The sequence below is a fragment of the Prevotella herbatica genome, from assembly GCF_017347605.1.
Lineage (GTDB): Bacteria > Bacteroidota > Bacteroidia > Bacteroidales > Bacteroidaceae > Prevotella > Prevotella herbatica.
In genome coordinates this window covers 1,207,501-1,227,437 of record NZ_AP024484.1, presented here as the reverse complement: position 1 = coordinate 1,227,437, position 19,937 = coordinate 1,207,501, and the positions used below count along the sequence as shown (strand labels likewise).

Below are 19,937 nucleotides of genomic sequence, written 5' to 3'. Positions count from 1 at the left end.
CTCAAATGAATTTACTTATAGTTGAATTCCTTGAGTATTGAGCCTCTCTTTATTTGTGAATTAAATTAATTCAATTATCTGTTGTCAATGTCACATTGTTAAGTCCGCTATCTACAGACTTCCAATTTGCATAAGTTGTCTTTTGATAGTTTAAATCTACAATATTTATTTCTTTCATCTTGCGCCATTTCACTCCTTTTTTGTCAAGGTTTGAAATGCGGTTTGCTGGTAGATTTGTTACTTCAATTCGTATTACATTATTACCTTTATGCAAAAGATTCTTGCAGTCTAGTATATATGGTACAGCCCAAGCGCAACCGATAAATTCTCCATTGATATAAACTCTTGCACTTTCACGCACATCGCCTAGATTGATATTCCAGTGTGTTTTAGCTTGTGTGTTGTTGAGCTTTACGACAGTTGTATAGACACCTGTTCCCATTGTCACAGATGTTTCACTGTCAAGATTCTGCCAGTATTGCAAAGAGTCTAGATTAAATGTTTTTGCAACCATTGGCGCCTCTTCAATAAAACTCAATTGCCATTTATGCTTTGTGAGTTCGATATCTTGTCTGCTTTGTTTGGCAGGCTCATTAATTATTTGTTCTTTAGGATTTCCATTTCTGTATGTTTGCAGAATTGCAGATTCTCCACTTCTCAGTTTGATTCTTATTTTCCCATTATTTATTGTTGCCTTGTTAATGTCTCCATTCATAGGGTTAAACCAAGCCGCATCTTTGAATTTTGTTGCTAATGGCATATCGCAGTCAACATCATTTGGTGTTAAGTTCGACATGAAATAATGATAACCTGTTGGATCACTTCGGCGTATCATTTTCATTCCAGTCTGAAGTTTAATCTGTTCAGGAACGGCACAAAGTGACATTTCCTTTGAGTTAACTCCTAATATTATATGTGCACCTTGTTTTTCAAGTTCAGCGAGATGTGCTTTCACTTCAGGTGTCATAATATTGTTGCCAGGTATTATCAGAGCTTTATATTTAGCTCCACCAATTGTCTTTAATGTCCCGTTCTCACAAGTTGTTGAAAGTATATAGCGATCACTTATATAGTCACAGTCATAGCCTAATGAATCTATCTTCATTATTGCATGGATGAATTCTGGTGCTTTCTTTGCCATACTGTGTATGTCAAATTGCATAAGTCTTTGTCCTTTTTCTTTTGCCCACATATCTCTTACTGGGAGATATACAATAAAGTCGTTGTCAGGCTGTCCCCATTGCAGAAAACTTTGACAACGAGTGATGTAGCTCATAAGGAAAGGAGCATCACGCCATATAGAATTAGTTGGACTCATGTCTACAGATGCATAGAATTTCCAACCTGGCCATTCTGCATCTTTAGGACTGTATGCCGTTCCATGAAAAAACATGTGATTTACTCCTGCGCAGAACATTAGGTCCATGTCTGGTTTCATCTGGCTCAATGATGTACGGAAGTGCTCGGTAAGCCAAGTGAATGTTTCACTTGATGTGAACTGCTTTCCTGTGATATGGGCTGCTGAAGGAGCATATCTCAGCATACTTAGATCACTGAAATTAGGTCTTGTCATTCCTGGATCTTTACGCAATCCTTTTATTTTGAAGTCTGACAATCCGAATCCTTCTATCTCAGGGATATCAACTGCAGCGTAACAATCAATGAGGTTTGCTGGACTTCCATGAGCCTGATTTCGTGTTATAGCTCCGTGGCTGTGTGCCCATGCTGTCCATTGATTCGTGAAATTCTCCAATAGCATATCACTTAATGTTTCACGATAATCAGATAACGTCTTGCTGTCTCCGTCAAGTAGCTTGTCGAAGCAAGTCTCTAGTTTGTATCCTCTGCGTTTCGCAAATTCATCAAGTAATGTTGGTGTCCAGTCTGCGCCATATACCTCATAGCTGTCATTGAAGAATGTATGTGGATATGGGGTATTTGTTGCATTAAAGGCACTGTCAATATGTGCCAGATAGTGCATAACGGCATTCTTATCAAAATGATCGATCACATATCCTTCTCCACCAGGAGCGGCACGTTTTACCATCTGTCGTGTCCGGCTTATATATAGTGCTATAACTCTTTTCTTTCCTTTGATGTCAGATTTGAAAGCCATTGCCTTTTGGAGTGTTGCAAACGACTTCTCCTTACTAGGTAATGCAAAGGCTATATCTTTTATTTTAGTGTTGAGGCTTACGAGTGTGTCTATAAATACAGCCTTGCACGCAGCTTCGTTTATAGGAACCCATGGACCACCGAAAGGCCAGCCTGTACCAGTAGCCATATCAACCTCTATATGATTGGCTTTTGCTTGACATTCTGTATATTGCAAAGCCTTCATCCATTCCGGAGAGAGATAGCGTAACTCGTTTTTATCATTTCCCTGTACTCCATATATTGGAGTTATTTCTACAGCTCCCAATCCATGTGATGCATATTCTGCTAGATTCCATTTCAGGTTGGTCGAGTCTACAGCAGAGCCAAACCACCACCAGCGTGTGCCGGGAAGTGATTCAGGTAACTGTTTAGGCCATGATTGTGAATATATGCTCAATGTTGCTATAGCGCATATAACACATAAAAATATTCTTTTCATTTGTTGTTTAGTTTGTAATATTCAGAAGCTCCAAGCAGGAAGCAACCTGTACCATAGTCTTCAAAATCAGGTACGCTTGTATATGTAACAGGCTGACCAGCTGAAGGGTCTTTTCCTGTTCCTTGATTCCAACCTAAGAACCCATTTTCGTGTGCACATTCCTCAAGTGCTTTCCATGCTTTTTTGCAAGCTGGAAGATAAACTTTCTTGTTAAGGTATCCCTTATTTATACCCCAACTCATTCCGTAAAGAAACAGTGCTGTACCAGTCATCTCTTTTCCTGCATAGTTTGTTGACACAAGGCTTGGATACCAGAAACCATCTTTGTGTTGGCAGCTAATTATGCCGGCACTCATCTTTATGAAATCATTTTTAAGCTCTTTGTAATATTTGTCTTTAGGTGAGAGTTCATTCATTACCCTTACAAGTGCTGCATATACCCAACCGTTACCACGACTCCAATAACAGTCTTTTCCGTCATTTTCTTTGTATGGTGGTACAAAATCCTTGTCTCTCCACCATAATCCATTTTTAGTATTGAAGAGTCCGCCACCACATGTGTTGCGACTCCAGTTATATGCATTCATTGCATAGTCGATGTATTTCCTATCTTTTGTGATGTTATACATTCTTGCATAAACAGGCATAGACATCTGTATCGCGTCAATCCAAGTCCAATAGTCGGCTTTTCCTGATGATATTTGCTTGTCAAGATTTTCTTTCACCTTGTCTAGTTTCTCATTGCCGCCTTCCATTTTGTATCTGTCAAGATAAGTCTGAGCGCAGCATTGATCATCGGCATCGGTTGTTGTTGTACCATTGCGTGGAGTCCATTTGTGAAAGTTTGCCCAAGTATCTGTATAGTCAAGATATCTTTGTTGTTTGTCAATTGCATATAAGGACATAAGACCTTCATAGTATACGGCACGTGTCCATAAACTACTTGCTCTTTCTTTTTTCACGAATGTAGGCACTGTTGGATCAGCATACTTTTTTATGAAATAATTGTTTACCTTCTGGGCTGTCTCTAATATGTTTTGTTGTGCACAAGCTGTACCAAGAGACATAAGCATGATTAGCGCTGTCGCTGTAATCTTTTTCATGTTATATTGTTTTTGATTTTATATATGCAAAATTAGGATATTTAAGGTCCTTAATTACACAAAAATAGTTCAAAAAGTGGTATTATTGTTCAAAAGAAGCCTACGATGCTTAAAATTCTGCCTTGTAGAAGAATGTAACTTCTTTTTTTGTGGTAGGGTGTATAAAGGTCAGTTCTTCTGCATGCAGATATAGTCGCTTGTCTTTTTTCCCGTATAGTTCGTCACCTTTTATTGGATTTGCTAAGCCTTCATTATGAGCGCAATGCATGCGCAACTGGTGTGTTCTGCCAGTCTGTGGATACAGCTCCACACGATCAGTCTCAGTGAAGTGGTATTTTGTTATAGCCTCTTTTCCGTTGATATGGTCAACGAGTTGTCTTGGACGGTCGTTTATGTCGGGTCTCAATGGGAGAGATATTGTTCCGTCTTTATCATTGGTATGTGGTGTACTTAGACGTGCCACATATTTTTTGTGAACTTTATGCTGTTTAAACTGCCTTTGAATATCAAGATATGCATTCATCGTACGTGCTATAATTAGCAGACCGCTTGTCGCCATGTCTAGGCGATGTACGATAAGTGGACTATCAGCATTGTCTTTATATCTGCTTCTCATTATACTATACACGCTTTGTCTATTACTTTTTCCAGGAACACTCAGCATTCCTGCAGGTTTGTTCACGATTGCAATATCTTCGTCCTCGTATATTATTTCTAATGTTCTGCTGTCTTCGCGGTCTAAAGCATTAGGTTCTACGTCTATGCCTTGAAGCATCCACTTTAATATAGGCTTACACTTATTGTTGCATGCAGGATAGAAATGTAGATGATGGCGTATTTCTTCTTTTGGACTCTTGCCCCACCAGAACATTGCCATACTTATAGGGCGCATATTGTGTGAAAAAGCATATTGTAGCATTTTCGGTTCACAGCATTCTCCGCTTCCAGCTGGTGGAATTGTATGTAGCTCGTTATAATTATAGAATATGTCAATAAGGTCTTTTTGTTCACCATTGGCATTCAGCATCATGAATTGCTTGAAAAGCCAACGTTGCAGGTAATCGCTTTTTTGTCGACGCTGTTGCTTTAGTGTATTTATCTCCTTATTAATATTATCAACAACGGCTTGTTTTTCAGCTATCAGTGATGAATATCTTTTCTTGATCCTATGCAGTTCAGCCTTCATGAATTGTGATTGGTGAATCATTTCCTGTGTCAATGGTTTATTCTCAGGACGTTCAGACTTCACTTCTTTTATATACTCTTTATATTTTTCTGTTTCAAGTTTTGCTTCATTGCATGTTGATTGTAATTCCTCTACCGCATTTCTTTTTTCAACACTGTTTTCATATGATATTATTTCTTTGTTAATGGATGATATCTCAGCTTCATGCAACTTGAAATATCCGTTAGGTTGCAAATAGTCAAATACGGCAGGAACATAACCTTTCCAGTCACTGCGCCCACATATTTGACCGCTATAGCCAGCTATAAATCCTAATTCTTTTTTATTTTCCACAATTAGGACACCAAACATCTTGCCTTGTTCTATTTCCGAGAGAAATGTTGCATCGGCATTCTCTATCCAATTTTTAACCTCGTCAACAGCTTTTAAGCATAGTTGGTCAGGTTCGTAATAAAATGGATTGTTAAATCTTACAGGTAGAGTATCTGGATAATTAGTGAATTTGTGGAACATTTGATATTATCTTAATATTTCTCTGTTTAGTATTTCTATGGTTTTTCCGTCAATTCTTATTGCGCCTTCTTTCTCAAAGGCACTTAATACTCTCAGGAGTGAAAATTTTTGAATACCAAATGAGTCTGCTATTTCCTGACGGCTGCGATGAAGGTGAATGATGTTAGAATCTTTTTCTCCTGCACGTTCCAAAAGGAGGTAAGCTACCTTTTCGCGGATAGTAAAAAGACTAAGTACTTTCATCTTGTTAGTAAGAAATACGTCTATATCCGAAAGTGAACGAATAAAATTCATTCTTATTGTTTCGTCAGTGTCAATGAGTCTTTTCAAGGTTTCGGGAGCCATTCGTAATATCGTAACTTCCGTGTCTGTCTCTACGCTTACAGGCATATCCCTTTTATGTGAGAAAATAAATGCAGGGGCGATAATGTCACCCTCTTTAAGTTGGCTCACTTCAACTTGTTTTCCACTCAATGAAACCAATCGACATAAAAGTCTTCCGCTTATAACGATATCTGCGTATTTACATGGCATTCCTGCGAGTATGTATACATCTCGTTTTGCATATTTTACTAATTTGTAGTTTGAACCGCCAAGTGTTAGTTCAATACTAATATCGTTCATCCCTTCAAATAAAGGGCATTTATGCAATGCATGTAATACTCTGTCGTTTATCATCCTAATCCGATTTTATATGTATCTGCAAATATAATAAAGAAAAATGAAATTTGCAAGAAAGTTCTTATTTACCTAGTAGATGTTTTATTGCAGCTATTGGCTTATAGAAAAGCATTCTTGGTCCTGCCCATCTCATAACTCTTCTTATTTGTTCGCGCATTTCTGGTTTATAGCAATGCACTGGACAATTCTTACATGCCATTTTGTTTTCACCCCATTTGCATTTATCAAGACGCAAACAACAATAGGATATCAATTTTTGATATTGCTCGTCTGGCTTTGGCATGTTTAGTTTGTGGCGACAATATAAAGTTACCATCTGCTGGATCGTATCTTTATCTTTCTCAATTTTGTTTCCCATTCTGCAAAGGTAATATAATTAAGGTGAAAATGCAAAAACGTATTTTTGGTAAATTAATCAGTAATTTGGTTATTATGTATTTCAATTATTTGAAATACCTTTGCATCCGTAAGAATATGAATATAATTGATAGAAATTTATGTATATAGAAAAAATTAATAGTCCTAAAGATCTGAAGGGACTTAGCATTGAACAACTAAAAATTGTAGCTGATGAAGTTCGTGCAGGAGTTCTTAATCGTGTAAGTAATCATGGAGGACATGTTGGACCTAATTTGGGTTTCACCGAGGCCACAGTTGCACTGCATTATGTTTTTAATGCTCCTGAAGATAAATTCGTTTTTGATATCAGTCATCAAAGCTATCCTCATAAGATGCTTACAGGTCGTGCAAAAGGATTTCTTGATGTTAGTGATATGGATGCAATTTCTGGGTATTCTTCTCCATTAGAAAATCCTGAGTATGATAATTTCGAAATAGGTCATACTTCTACATCTATAGCTCTTGCTTCTGGTTTGCAGAAAGCTCGTGATATAATTGGCGGAACAGAAAATGTTATTGCTGTAATCGGTGATGGATCGTTATCTGGTGGTGAAGCTTTCGAGGGCTTAGATACAGCAAGCGAAATAGGAACTAACATTATTGTTGTTGTTAATGATAATGAAATGAGCATTGCTGAAAATCATGGTGGATTGTATAAGAACTTGAAACTGCTACGTGAATCCAATGGTCAGGCTGAGTTGAATTTCTTTAAATCAATGGGATTTGACTATATGTATGTAAATGATGGTAATGATATATCTAGGCTTGTTGATGCCTTCAATAAGGTGAAAGATATTGATCATCCAATGGTAGTTCATATACATACTGAAAAAGGACATGGATATAAACCAGCTGTTGAGAATAAAGAACGTTGGCATTGGAGTATGCCTTTTAATATTGAAGATGGAAGTCTAAAGGCAATAAATAGTAAAGAATCTATTTCTTCGATGCTTGGTCATTGGCTGTTGGATGAAATGAAACGTGACGAGAAGCTTGTTGTTATTACAGCAGGTACACCTGCTAGTTTCGGATTTACAAAAGAAGAAAGATTACAAGCCGGTAAGCAGTTTATTGATGTCGGTATTGCTGAAGAGGAAGCTGTTGCTTTGGCTTCTGGTATGGCAAAGCGAGGAGCGCATCCTGTGTTCAGTGATTTTGCTACCTTCTTTCAGCGTACTTACGATCAACTGTGCCAAGATTTAGCCGTGAATGGTAATCCGGCAGTGTTTAATGTTCTTGGAGCAACAATATATGGAATGAATGATTTCACCCATATTTGTTTCTTTGATATTCCAATGATTAGTCATATACCTAATCTGCATTATCTTGCGCCAACAAGTTATGAGGAACTTATTGCAATGGAGAAATGGGCAATCAATCAGGATAAATACAGCATTGCAATTCGTGTACCAGAAGGACCCGTTGTTCATAGTCCAGAAGAATATGATACCGATTATAGTGATTTGAATAAGTTTAAAATGGCGCATTGTGGTGAGAAAGTTGCGATCATTGCTGTTGGTAACTTTTTCCAAAAAGGAGATGCTATCAGACAATCTCTTGCAAATGATGGAATAGATGCAACTCTTATCAATCCTCGTTATTTGTCTGGGGTGGATGAGAATATGCTTGACGGACTTAAAAAAGATCATCAGATTGTGGTTACAATTGAGGATGGAAGTCTTGATGGTGGATTCGGAGAACGTATTTCTCGTTTCTATGGTCCTACAACAATGAAAGTTTTAAACTTCGGAGTTAAGAAGGCTCTTTATGATCGTTATGATGTAAATAAGTTGTTGATGGATAATAATCTTACAGATGAACAGATATTATCTAGTATAAAGTCTGTTTTGAATATTTATTGATAAAAATTACAATATAGCTGCTAAATACTTGCTATACCCCCCTTTAAGCCACATTCTGAAAGGAATGTGGCTATTTTATTCCTTTTTTAATAAATAATTATTCGTATAAAGTTTGGGAGTTTAAATATATTTTTATACCTTTGCGATGCCTAAAAGTATAAAATAGGTGAATGTAAGTGTTAAGATAAAGCTTGTAAATGTTTAGCAATATTTTGGATTGCAAAAGAGATAAATGAAACAATATTTTTTGTTTTGAAAACGACTCATAATTTTTGATATATAATTACATGATAGAATAATGATCGTGGAAATGTCCATTCTATGCTGTAAAGATGAAATATTTAAATGTCTATTGCAGACTTTAATAATTTATATGCATATCGAATGATAAAAGAATTTTATTTACTTGAGTCAATTTAAGTATGGGGCGTATTGCAGCTGTGAAGCTGGTACGCCTTTTCTTTTTTCACAATAATATCCATAAGAAAACGTTGTATAATTGTATTTTTATAATAATTTAATATGAAAAAGCAAATAATATGGTCTTTAATCTTTTGTGCGACATTTAGTGTTGCACATGCTACACGTATTAATTTCAACAAACTTTTTAATAGTGGTATTTCTTATACTGGTAGAACTGTCTCTGATACAAAGGGAAATGTAAGCTATGATTGGATTGGTACGTATTTGCAAACAGACTTTACTGGTGGTTCAATTGCAGTTGATATATCTGAGGCTGACACCAGTTATCATAATGTATTTATTGATGGACAGCTTTTGAAAAAAATAAAGGTGTATGGCAAACAGCCTCATGCAGTGGTTCTTGCCGAGAATCTTTCAAAGGGCATGCATCGTCTACGTTTGCAGAAATGCACTGAGGGCCAATATGGCATGACGACAGTATGTGGGGTTTATCTTGCTACTGGTGGTTTAACTTATAAAGTGCCGGCTAAAAAAAGGTTTATTGAAGTATATGGTGATTCTTATACATGTGGATATGGAGCAGAGGGCTTGAAGTATAATGAACCTTTTAAGTTGTCTACAGAGAATTGCAATAAGGCGTATGGATGTATCATAGCCCGATATTTTGATGCGGATTATGCACTAGTTGCTCATAGTGGACAAGGCATGGTGCGTGATTGGGCGGATAAGAATCAGATGTCAGATATTAATATGTATATTCGCCATGACAAAGTGATGGATCAGCATGATACCACTGTATATTCATTTGCTGCATACAAACCAAGTCTTGTTATGATAAATCTTGGTACTAATGATTTTTCACCAACCGCAATTCCTACGGACGAACAATATGTTGGGCAATACTTGAAGTTGATAGCAAGTTTACGCAAACATTATGGTAATGTTCCAATATTATGTATTACCCCACACTCTGCTACTCGCTATCTTTGTGCAGCTTTGCAATTATTGAAGGAGCGTGTGGCTGACGACAAAAATGTTCACATGGCTAATTCTTTAGCTAATATTATAGTTGATGATACCGATTTAGGTTCCGATTGGCATCCTAATTACATAGGACAACGTAAGATAGCCATGACCCTCATTCCCCAAATATCTGCAATGATGGGATGGTCATTGAGTGATGATGTTGTAAAATAACAAAGGATACTTTGATTACAAAGGAGCACGAGAGTGCTCCTTTTTTATGTACTGATATCAAAAATTATAGCTTAAAAATCAAAAAACTGTGTAGAGAAAAAAATGTTAAACATATCTTTGTAAAATAATAGTCTATTATAACAATATCTAATTAAACCTAAAAAATAACATGAAAAAAAGCGTGAGTATTTTTGTGAAAAATCATTTGGATAATATCCAAAGGTTATCGTTTTTTATTTTGTTTATAGTCTTCGCTATAGGAGCATTTGCGCAAAATAAAATTACAGGAGTCGTGACTGATATTACTGGGGAACCTGTTATTGGTGCCAGTGTTGTGGTGCGGGGAACGACTAATGGTTCTATTACCGATCTAAATGGTAATTTCTCTATTCTAAATGCACCACAGAATGCTACTTTGGTAGTGTCGTATATAGGATATGAGTCGCAAACTATCGTTACGAATGGTCGTCACGAATTAAAAGTATCTTTAGTTGAAGATAAAAAAACTTTGGAAGAAGTTGTCGTTGTTGGTTATGGTGTTCAGAAAAAAAGTGATGTTACAGGTGCTTTGACTCGTATCGGACAAACTGAATTGAATGCTATGCCAGTAAAAGATGCATTACAAGCTATGCAAGGTAAAACAGCAGGTGTGGATATTACGACAAATCAACGCCCTGGTGAAACTGGTGGTATTAGTATACGTGGTGTACGTTCATTAAATGCTGATCAGGGACCATTGTATGTTGTTGATGGAATGATTATTCAGAATGGAGGTATTGAAAACTTAAATCCACAGGATATTGAGTCTATTGATGTATTAAAAGATGCTTCTGCTACTGCTATTTATGGTTCACGTGGTGCCAATGGAGTTATTCTTGTAACCACGAAACATGGACGTAATGGTAAAGCTGTCATTAGTTATTCTGGATCTGTTACTGTTGAAAATATGTATGACGTGACTCACATGATGAATACGGGAGAATGGATAGCTTATGCACGTCAGGCAAAAATGAATCAAATTAGTAAAACAGGACAGAACTTGTATGGTTCAGACACTCCTTCTTATAATGCAGACAAAGCTATTTGGGGATCTATAGGTGCTTCTTGGGCTAATATAGAGGCTGGGTGGTCCGCAGATCATAGTACTTGGAATGGTGATGATGCCATTACTTATGATTGGACAAAATATGGTAAGCAGACTGGTGTATCTACCGAACATACGCTTAGCGTAGCTGGTGGTACAGATAAGATACAAGCTTATGGTTCATTCGGCTTCTTGCGTCAGGAAAGTACTCAGCCTGGTCAGTTGTATAAACGCTATACAGCAAAGGTAAGTGTAGATGCAACTCCACAGACTTGGTTCAAAATGGGCGCTAATATCAATGCCGCTTTTGGTGATCAGCAGTATGGATATAACTTTGCTAAATCAGTTACTGGTTCAGGAGATTATTACTCAGCTTTAAAATCAATGTTACCTTGGACTGTTCCTTATGACGATAACGGATTATATATTCGAAATCCGGCAGCTGGCGATGTCAATATCATTAATCCTATTAATGAGTTGCAATATACAGAGAATAATCGTCAGCAACTTACATTGAATGGTAGCTTCTATGCAGAACTCAATATCGGTGAAATGTGGAAACCGCTTACAGGACTTCGATTTCGTACGCAGTTTGGACCTGAATTTAGATATTATCGTGATGGTGTTGCTTATGCAGCCGATGGCATAAATGGTGATGGTAATAATACTGCTAGTTATAATACGAATCAAACTCGTAGTTGGACTTGGGATAACTTGGTTTACTATGATCGTACAATTGCACAAAATCACAAAATAAACCTAACATTGTTGCAATCATCTTCTGACTATCATTATGAGTTAGGGGATATGAAAGCTATAGGTACTGCAACAACAGACGAAAAATGGTTTAATTTGTTTTCTGCAGGTAAATTGAATTCTTTCGGTACAGGGCTAACAGAGAAGCAGCTGGAATCTTACATGGCACGTTTTAACTATAGTTATAAAGATAAATACTTGCTCACAGCTTCTGTTCGCCGTGATGGTGCGTCACAGTTAGCTGAAGGTCATAAATGGGCTAATTTTCCTTCTCTAGCACTTGGATGGCGTATTGATCAGGAAGATTTTATGAAAGGTATAACTTGGATTGACGGCTTGAAACTTCGTCTTGGATATGGTGTTACAGGTAATGCCGCAATATCTCCTTATGGAACTAAGGGAGCTATTACAACTCTTTATTATAATTATGGTAATACAGATTCTTCGATTGGCTATGTCGCATCTGATCCTTCACAATCACATCCTGCAAAAATGGCTAATTCTAACTTAGGTTGGGAGCGTACTTCACAATACAATTTTGGTTTGGATTATAGTTTCCTTAAAAATAGAATTACTGGTAGTTTTGATATATATAGTACAAAAACTAATGATCTGCTTATGGATATGTCAATTCCTTCTCTCACGGGCTATACTTCAACTTATGCAAATGTTGGCAAGACCAAAGGATGGGGTATTGATTTTCAGTTGAATACTATTAATATCATGACTAAGGATTTTCATTGGATGACAAACATCACGTATTCTATGGATAGAAGCGAAATCAGTGAACTTGCTAATGGTGTGAAAGAGGATTTGAATAATGGATGGTTTGTTGGAAGACAAATTGGAATTGTAGGTTATGATTATGTCTATGATGGTATATGGAAAACGTCAGAAGCAACAGAAGCTGCTAAGTATAATCGTAAACCAGGACAGATCAAAGTAAAAGATTTGGATGGCGATGGTAAAATTGATGCTACGCATGATCGTTGCATACGTGGTTATCTACGTCCTAAATGGAGTGGAGGTATGACAAACACATTTACTTACAAAGACTTTGAACTATCATTCTTCATGTATGCGCGTTGGGGATTTATGGTACGCACTGGTGGGCTGACTTTGGACGGTCGCTATGCACAGAGAAAAATCGATTATTGGGTCGCAAATACTAATGAAAATGCAGAGTATTATGCTCCTGGTTCAAATGGAGAGGCTGCCGATACTTATAGTTCTTCAATGAATTACCATGATGGTTCGTTTATTAAGATGCGTAATATTAGTTTTGGCTACAATGTTCCTAAAAGATATCTTGATAAGTTAGGCATTGGTGCACTAAAATTATATGTGCAGGCATTAAATCCTTTTATGATTTATCACCGAATTAAATATCTTGATACAGATTTGTCAAGCTATGACAATAATACGGTTACTTCAGGAGCAGGAGTTTCTACACGCTCTTGGGCATTTGGTTTGAATTTAAGTTTCTAATTCATAATTAAAGAATACAATGAAAAATAATATATATTTATTAGCATTTATGGCGGCTTCTACATTAGGGCTTGCTACATCTTGTAGTAGTGATTTCTTGGATGAAAAGCTAACTACACAATATAGTACTGATCATTTTAAGACTCAGTCAGGACTAGACGAGTTATCTGTAGGAACTTATCAGAAATTGAAGTTCCAGTTTAACTACACTTGGGGAATAAAGGCTTTTAATTGGGGTGTTGATGAATTTACAGATGCTAATAATTCTGGACCAGACTATAATAATTATGGTGAGACTTTAAATTCTACTAATACAGAAGTGAATTCCCCTATATGGGATAATTATTTCAGTGGTATAGAATCTGCTAATACAATGATAGCTAACATACCTCAATATTATAATAAGTCTGACGCGAATTACAATACACGTCTTGGAGAAGGGTATTTCTTCCGTGGATTTTATTATTATAGATTAGTACAGCAATATGGTGGAGTTCCTTTAAAATTACAACCATCTGCAGGCGTAGAGACATATTTTACTCGTGCTTCAGAAGATGCTTGTTTTGCTCAAATTATATCTGATTTAGAGCAAGCTTATAATTTGTTGCCAACAAAACAGGATGGTACTGGAAAAATAACGAAATGGGCTGCTGCACATTTCCTTGCTTCTGTTCATCTTGCCCGTGCAAGTGAATTATACTCTTCATGGAATAAAGACTATGTATCTTCTGATCTAGAAGCTGTTATAAAATATGGTAAGGAGGTTGTTACTGCATGTCCTATTTGTTCTAATTATGTGGATTTATGGAATTACACCAAGGCTAATGATGTAAACGAAAAAGTGAGCGAAGTTGTTCTTGCAGCACAGTTCTCTGATGATCAAAATACATGGGGACGTTATGGAAATCAGATGCATCTTTATTATCCAGCTGTTTACCAGGATATGTCTGGTACGAAACGTGATATTTCAGGAGATCGTGAATTCTGTTACGCACGTTCTACTAATTACACAATGGATGTCTTTGACCGTGTAAACGACTCTCGTTTTTGGAAATCATTTGTTACATGTTATGGTTGTAATAGTAGTTCTGATGCCCCTGCATGGAATGCTGCTGCCATCGCAGCCGGCGTTTGCCCATCTGGTGCTGCAGCCAATGCAAAAAGATTTGTAGGAGGTCAGGTCGCTACAAAATATATTGTAAATAATGCAGGGGATAACAGATATGTAAAATATGGAACGGCAGAAGCTGATGTGTTAAAAAATGGAGTGTTGGATGCAACACATACTTTCGTGCGTTATTTTAAAGATGAAAAAAACTCTTGGCTTGATGCTCATGGTAATGAAGGGTATTATGGTGCGCAGAAGCGTTTTGTTGCTTTGAGTAAGTTCCGTGATGGATATCGTATAGCAATAGCTTCGCAGTTTGGTACCCGTGACGCTATTATAGCTCGCAGTGCCGAAGATGCTCTTATGGTGGCTGAGGCTTACATAAGGCAGGGTGAAAGTCATTATGATGATGCCCTTACCTATATTAATATGTTGCGTGACCGTGCTGGATATGCTTCAGGTGAAGATCGTGCAGTAAATGTTGATGGAGGTCAGGCTTATAAGAATAATGCTTATTGTAAGGATAAGGGAGGTGGCTATTCTGCTGATGGTGCAATTTTCTCAAGTGAGAATACATATTACGAATCTAATAATGTTAGTGCCACAACAGAATCTACAAAGAGTGCAATGCATTTAAATAGTGTAAGTGATGTATATAACTCTGTTGTTGATAGTCCAATATATCAAGCTTTAGGTTGTACGACGAACGCTCAGAAAATGCTGTGTTTCTTACTAGATGAGCGTACTCGTGAATTGTGTGGAGAAAGTTTACGCTGGTATGATCTTGCACGTACAAAGACTCTTGAGGCACGTTGGAATGCATTCAATGATGGCTCTGTTCGTGGTGTTGGTAAGTTTGATGCAGCGAAGCATTATTATCGTCCAATTCCTCAAACGTTCTTAAACTCTATTACAAAGGCTAATGGTGTTTCTCTTTCAGATGATGAAAAACAAGTTTTGCAAAATCCTGGATATTAATGGTGATTATAGATAAATAAAAAATTACTGCATCTAATGAGATGCAGTAATTTTTTTATCTTTTGTTTGTCTATCTACAGATAATGCAGATGTTTTTTGTTGAACTTGTCTGCTAATATTATATGCCGTTATTTCATAAGCCAATTCTTTTTCAACCAGTTGCGTACTGGGATATCATATAGTTTGAGACATGCGTATGCTACAGCTATAGCCATTGCAAATACTGATATGCTTACAAAAATATGTACTCCCAGTGGGGCATCAGGGTGGCTTCGCATCCATGCTACTTGTAGGTAGACTAATGGGTAGTGAATGATGTATAATGGATATGATATTTCTCCAAAAAACTTACATACGGTAACCGATCTTCCTGACACATTACTGCCTGCTCCCATTGATACAATTAAGGGGAAAAGAACTATAATTGTTGTTGATTCATATATTCCATTCATCCACATTTTGTCTGTGCCTCCTATTCTAGGCATCACTAGTAGCGCTGCAATGAGTAAAGAACACCACCAGAATCCTGCTCTTACCTTTATCAGTTTGTTGATACGTGATAGTAGTAGACCAGCAAAAACTGGATATAGTAGGCGAGATGCTCCTATACATATTTTGTCGGGGGTTAAACTCCATCCTCCAATTACTGTATATGCAGCATAATTGCGAGTTTGAAGTACATTTAAAACATCCCAGTTCATTGTTAAATTTAATGTCAGGAATGCTGCAAAAACCAAGAATATAGCTAGCATCGTCTTCGAAAAATGACGTATGATAGTTGCATATAGAATATTAGCTATATACTCCCATTGAAGAGACCAAGCTGGACCGTTCAAAGGATTTGTTTCTCCCCATCCTCGTATATCCATTTTCGTTGTGGCAGGTAGCATAGTGAAAGCAAACAACATCATCATTATCAACTCTTGCCATGATGTTTTGCTGATAAGTGGAAATCCAGAGCAGTCACTGAAGTAGAACAATAAGGCCCCTAAAGCTGTCCCCATTATGACCATAGGGTGTAGACGTACAAGACGTCGTTTGAAAAATCCCCATGTTGTCATTTTGTTCCAACGGTCGTCATAAGCATAACCAATAACAAATCCTGACAGAACGAAAAAGAAATCTACAGCTAGATAACCATGATTCAATATCTGAAAAACTGGTCCTTTTGAATAAGTCTCAAACAAATGGAATGCTACTACGATCATTGCTGCAACACCGCGCAGTCCATCTAGTATTTCATATCGTGGCTTTGATGCCAAATAAGTTGATGCCATAATTGATTGTTTAATTTGTGTCGGTAAAATTATAAGAAATAAAAAACATATAATTGTATTATTGTTTATTAGAATTGTCTTATATTTGCATCTCGTATTATAATACCAACTATATATGAATGACAACATCCTACATTCTTTTTCTTACCATGATATTCATATTGCTCCTAAGAATCAAATTGATTTGCACCAGCAATCAACATGGGAGTTATCTTATGTATCTGTGGGTTCAGGGATTCGAACTATAGGAGATAAGACCGAAATGTTTAATTCTGGAGATGTAGTCCTTATACCTCCAGAAATACCTCATTGTTGGTCATTTAATGATTTTGAAACTGATATTAATGGTCATATAGCAAATATAACTGTTACTTTTGATGATGTTTTCTTGAATAAATGTGCTTCAGCATTTCCTGAAATGTCTGCTGTGATAATGAAGATACGTGAGAATATTGATGCTGTAAAATTCGGTAAGAGAAAAGCTGGTGTAATCATATCTATTTTAAATGGTATGAAGAAAGAAAATAATGCAGAGAAATTAGCTTCGCTAATACGGCTCCTTAGTGTTTCGTCTGATAATAAGGATATTTATATTGTAGGACATAACAATAAAATTGATGCAAGAGAATATCAGCTTAATCTAATAAAAACTTATGTGCTATGTAATTTCTATAGGTCAATAACTATTGATGATGTAGCTCGTCATGTAAATATGAACCGTACTTCGTTTTGCCGTTTTTTTAAGTATAATATAGGTATGTCATTTGTGAATTATCTAAATGAGTATCGAATAGCAAAAGCATGTGAATTACTTAAAAAGACAGACTTTAATATATCGCAAGTTTGTTATAAATCGGGCTTTAATGATATCCCATATTTCTGCCGTGTGTTTCGTCGCATTAAATGTATGACTCCAAGTAAATATAGAATTACAAATTATTAATCGACGCAGAAGCATTAATAAAAATGGCAGACCAAGTCAAAGCGTTTACACGCATGTGGCTTGGGATGTTATACATGTAATTATGTTTTTTAGCTACGAAGCTACGTCATCTTCTGAACCGCCTTTATACAAAGGGAAGGAGAATGTTTTAACAAGGAAAGTTAGCTACGTCAGGCTACGTTCAAGCTACGCCAATATCAGGTGTTTTGATATAGAATTGGAGTCTTAGCCCAAAATCATAGGTGAATTTCAATATGACATTCTTTCTGGGATATATTTTTAAACGCTTATATATGTTATGTACGTACGCGCGTACTAGGAGTTTTTGAAATATAAGTGTCTAAGTGTCGAATGTCTGACTATCAATATGTTAGCTGTGATTTAAGTGTCGGTGAAGTGTCGGTAAGGTGTCGGCGCATTTCTGATTTTTACCGACACTTCACCGACACCTTGCCGACACTTGTTCTTAACATAACTTCCTGATGATCAAGGACTCGACACTTCGACGCTTTTTTTTTAGAAAACTGTATGTAGGAAGAATGAAACCTAGAAGACTGACGGCAGACCATTAATACCCATCCATCAAACCGTTTCTACGATCAAACGTTTCTATTGTATCGTTATAACGTTTTCATTCCTACGACATAACGTTTGCATTCCATCGATCAAACGTTTCCGTTGTATCGTTAAAACGTTTCCATTCCATCGTTAAAACGTTTTCTTTTTCCGGTTCAAAAGTAATCCCGAATAATTCCATCTTTTCCGTTTCATCGTTGAAACGCCATCCCATGCCGTAGCTCGAACGTAGCCTGCCGTAGCTGTATTTCTGTAAAATATTACGTAACTTGCTAAATGACAGTAAGTTAATCCGTTTACGTAGCTTCGTAGCTAGAAAAAACGAATTTCCACAGGTAGGAATCCCCTTTGTTTAGCTATTTGTCAGACATAACTATAAGCATTAAGAGTTCCTTCTATATATAATAATGTGTATATATTTTGAAATACATGATTCTGTCAACAAAACGGAAATAATGAAATATAATTGAAACTTTTTCATAAAAAGATTTGGAGGTTCGGATAAAAACCTATACTTTTGCATTCGCTTTTGAGAACAACGCTTCTCTTACAGCAAAAGAAAGAGTTCTTTGAAAAGATTTACATAGACAGAAAAGTAGTACAAGAAGCGAGTGCTGGGATTTATTTCGGTACTCGGGTAAAAAGAAACAAACCGTCACCGGACTTAGGTTCGGTTTCGAAAAAATCAGGTTTTAGACTACAATAATTTAGGAGATTCGTTCTGAACAGATTACAGACATTCTAGAAATAGAATATATAATATTTTACAATGGAGAGTTTGATCCTGGCTCAGGATGAACGCTAGCTACAGGCTTAACACATGCAAGTCGAGGGGTAACGAGAGGAAAGCTTGCTTTCCTTGTCGACGACCGGCGCACGGGTGAGTAACGCGTATCCAACCTGCCCACAACTAGGGAATAACCTTGCGAAAGTAAGACTAATGCTCTATAATTTCCTTTGACGGCATCTGATTAGGAATAAAGATTTATCGGTTATGGATGGGGATGCGTCTGATTAGCTTGTTGGCGGGGTAACGGCCCACCAAGGCAACGATCAGTAGGGGTTCTGAGAGGAAGGTCCCCCACATTGGAACTGAGACACGGTCCAAACTCCTACGGGAGGCAGCAGTGAGGAATATTGGTCAATGGGCGAAAGCCTGAACCAGCCAAGTAGCGTGCAGGATGACGGCCCTATGGGTTGTAAACTGCTTTTATACAGGGATAAAGTTAGCCACGTGTGGTTATTTGCAGGTACTGTATGAATAAGGACCGGCTAATTCCGTGCCAGCAGCCGCGGTAATACGGAAGGTCCAGGCGTTATCCGGATTTATTGGGTTTAAAGGGAGCGTAGGCCGTCTGTTAAGCGTGTTGTGAAATGTAGATGCTCAACATCTGAATTGCAGCGCGAACTGGCAGACTTGAGTGTGCGCAACGTAGGCGGAATTCGTGGTGTAGCGGTGAAATGCTTAGATATCACGAAGAACTCCGATTGCGAAGGCAGCTTACGGGAGCACAACTGACGCTGAAGCTCGAAAGTGCGGGTATCGAACAGGATTAGATACCCTGGTAGTCCGCACGGTAAACGATGGATGCCCGCTGTTGACCCACCTGGGCCAGCGGCCAAGCGAAAGCATTAAGCATCCCACCTGGGGAGTACGCCGGCAACGGTGAAACTCAAAGGAATTGACGGGGGCCCGCACAAGCGGAGGAACATGTGGTTTAATTCGATGATACGCGAGGAACCTTACCCGGGCTTGAATTGCAGAGG

At 37.4% G+C, this 19,937-nt stretch carries 11 protein-coding genes and 1 rRNA gene (1 of these 12 running past the window's edge); 6 read left to right on the top strand and 6 right to left on the bottom strand.

The window, feature by feature from the left end; translation table 11 throughout:
- Window positions 1–70: 70 nt before the first annotated feature.
- The 5 genes from prwr041_RS04630 to prwr041_RS04610 form a co-directional block, all read right to left on the bottom strand.
- Window positions 71–2,596: a glycosyl hydrolase gene (locus tag prwr041_RS04630; protein WP_207155177.1), complete on the bottom strand. Its 2,526-nt coding sequence runs from the start codon at window positions 2,594–2,596 to the stop codon at window positions 71–73.
- Entirely contained in the window at window positions 2,593–3,699 is a 1,107-nt protein-coding gene (locus prwr041_RS04625) for a glycoside hydrolase family 88/105 protein (RefSeq protein WP_207155176.1), read from the bottom strand. The genes prwr041_RS04630 and prwr041_RS04625 overlap by 4 nt, the downstream gene beginning before the upstream one ends.
- Window positions 3,700–3,808: 109 nt before the next feature.
- Window positions 3,809–5,398: an RluA family pseudouridine synthase gene (locus prwr041_RS04620; protein ID WP_207155175.1), complete on the bottom strand. Its 1,590-nt coding sequence runs from the start codon at window positions 5,396–5,398 to the stop codon at window positions 3,809–3,811.
- A 6-nt stretch (window positions 5,399–5,404) separates the two neighbouring features.
- Window positions 5,405–6,076: a Crp/Fnr family transcriptional regulator gene (locus prwr041_RS04615; RefSeq protein ID WP_207155174.1), complete on the bottom strand. Its 672-nt coding sequence runs from the start codon at window positions 6,074–6,076 to the stop codon at window positions 5,405–5,407.
- Window positions 6,077–6,140: 64 nt separating this feature from the next.
- Window positions 6,141–6,437 carry a nitrous oxide-stimulated promoter family protein gene (locus tag prwr041_RS04610; protein WP_207155173.1) on the bottom strand — a complete coding sequence of 99 codons (297 nt, stop codon included), beginning with the start codon at window positions 6,435–6,437 and terminating at the stop codon, window positions 6,141–6,143.
- 139 nt (window positions 6,438–6,576) lie between these two features.
- On the opposite strand from prwr041_RS04610, the gene prwr041_RS04605 reads away from it, so the two are divergent.
- From prwr041_RS04605 to prwr041_RS04590, 4 genes are all read left to right on the top strand, one after another.
- A complete protein-coding gene (locus prwr041_RS04605) occupies window positions 6,577–8,340 on the top strand; it encodes a 1-deoxy-D-xylulose-5-phosphate synthase (RefSeq protein ID WP_207155172.1) in 1,764 nt (587 codons plus the stop codon).
- A 522-nt stretch (window positions 8,341–8,862) separates the two neighbouring features.
- Entirely contained in the window at window positions 8,863–9,960 is a 1,098-nt protein-coding gene (locus prwr041_RS04600; RefSeq protein WP_207155171.1) for an SGNH/GDSL hydrolase family protein, read from the top strand.
- Window positions 9,961–10,129: 169 nt separating this feature from the next.
- The gene (locus tag prwr041_RS04595) at window positions 10,130–13,288 is read left to right on the top strand and encodes a SusC/RagA family TonB-linked outer membrane protein (protein ID WP_207155170.1); all 3,159 of its coding nucleotides are present in this window, start codon (window positions 10,130–10,132) and stop codon (window positions 13,286–13,288) included.
- A gap of 19 nt (window positions 13,289–13,307) precedes the next feature.
- Window positions 13,308–15,374 carry a RagB/SusD family nutrient uptake outer membrane protein gene (locus prwr041_RS04590; protein WP_207155169.1) on the top strand — a complete coding sequence of 689 codons (2,067 nt, stop codon included), beginning with the start codon at window positions 13,308–13,310 and terminating at the stop codon, window positions 15,372–15,374.
- A gap of 128 nt (window positions 15,375–15,502) precedes the next feature.
- Here prwr041_RS04590 and prwr041_RS04585 read toward each other — a convergent pair whose 3' ends face one another.
- Complete coding sequence (locus tag prwr041_RS04585) at window positions 15,503–16,651, bottom strand: acyltransferase family protein (protein ID WP_207155168.1); 1,149 nt, start codon at window positions 16,649–16,651, stop codon at window positions 15,503–15,505.
- A 115-nt stretch (window positions 16,652–16,766) separates the two neighbouring features.
- Here prwr041_RS04585 and prwr041_RS04580 point away from each other — a divergent pair, with 115 nt between their 5' ends.
- Both prwr041_RS04580 and prwr041_RS04575 read left to right on the top strand, forming a co-directional pair.
- Window positions 16,767–17,594 carry an AraC family transcriptional regulator gene (locus tag prwr041_RS04580; RefSeq protein ID WP_207155167.1) on the top strand — a complete coding sequence of 276 codons (828 nt, stop codon included), beginning with the start codon at window positions 16,767–16,769 and terminating at the stop codon, window positions 17,592–17,594.
- A gap of 1,342 nt (window positions 17,595–18,936) precedes the next feature.
- Window positions 18,937–19,937 (top strand): 16S ribosomal RNA (locus tag prwr041_RS04575) (it continues 529 nt past the right edge of the window).

What these genes read in the sequence shown, in the direction of transcription:
- prwr041_RS04600 (WP_207155171.1), top strand. Translation starts at nt 8,863, where the DNA reads ATGAAAAAGCAAATAATATGGTCTTTAATCTTTTGTGCGACATTTAGT.
- prwr041_RS04580 (WP_207155167.1), top strand. Translation starts at nt 16,767, where the DNA reads ATGAATGACAACATCCTACATTCTTTTTCTTACCATGATATTCATATT.
- prwr041_RS04625 (WP_207155176.1), bottom strand. Translation starts at nt 3,699, where the DNA reads ATGAAAAAGATTACAGCGACAGCGCTAATCATGCTTATGTCTCTTGGT.
- prwr041_RS04605 (WP_207155172.1), top strand. Translation starts at nt 6,577, where the DNA reads ATGTATATAGAAAAAATTAATAGTCCTAAAGATCTGAAGGGACTTAGC.
- prwr041_RS04610 (WP_207155173.1), bottom strand. Translation starts at nt 6,437, where the DNA reads ATGGGAAACAAAATTGAGAAAGATAAAGATACGATCCAGCAGATGGTA.
- prwr041_RS04595 (WP_207155170.1), top strand. Translation starts at nt 10,130, where the DNA reads ATGAAAAAAAGCGTGAGTATTTTTGTGAAAAATCATTTGGATAATATC.
- prwr041_RS04585 (WP_207155168.1), bottom strand. Translation starts at nt 16,651, where the DNA reads ATGGCATCAACTTATTTGGCATCAAAGCCACGATATGAAATACTAGAT.
- prwr041_RS04620 (WP_207155175.1), bottom strand. Translation starts at nt 5,398, where the DNA reads ATGTTCCACAAATTCACTAATTATCCAGATACTCTACCTGTAAGATTT.
- prwr041_RS04590 (WP_207155169.1), top strand. Translation starts at nt 13,308, where the DNA reads ATGAAAAATAATATATATTTATTAGCATTTATGGCGGCTTCTACATTA.
- prwr041_RS04630 (WP_207155177.1), bottom strand. Translation starts at nt 2,596, where the DNA reads ATGAAAAGAATATTTTTATGTGTTATATGCGCTATAGCAACATTGAGC.
- prwr041_RS04615 (WP_207155174.1), bottom strand. Translation starts at nt 6,076, where the DNA reads ATGATAAACGACAGAGTATTACATGCATTGCATAAATGCCCTTTATTT.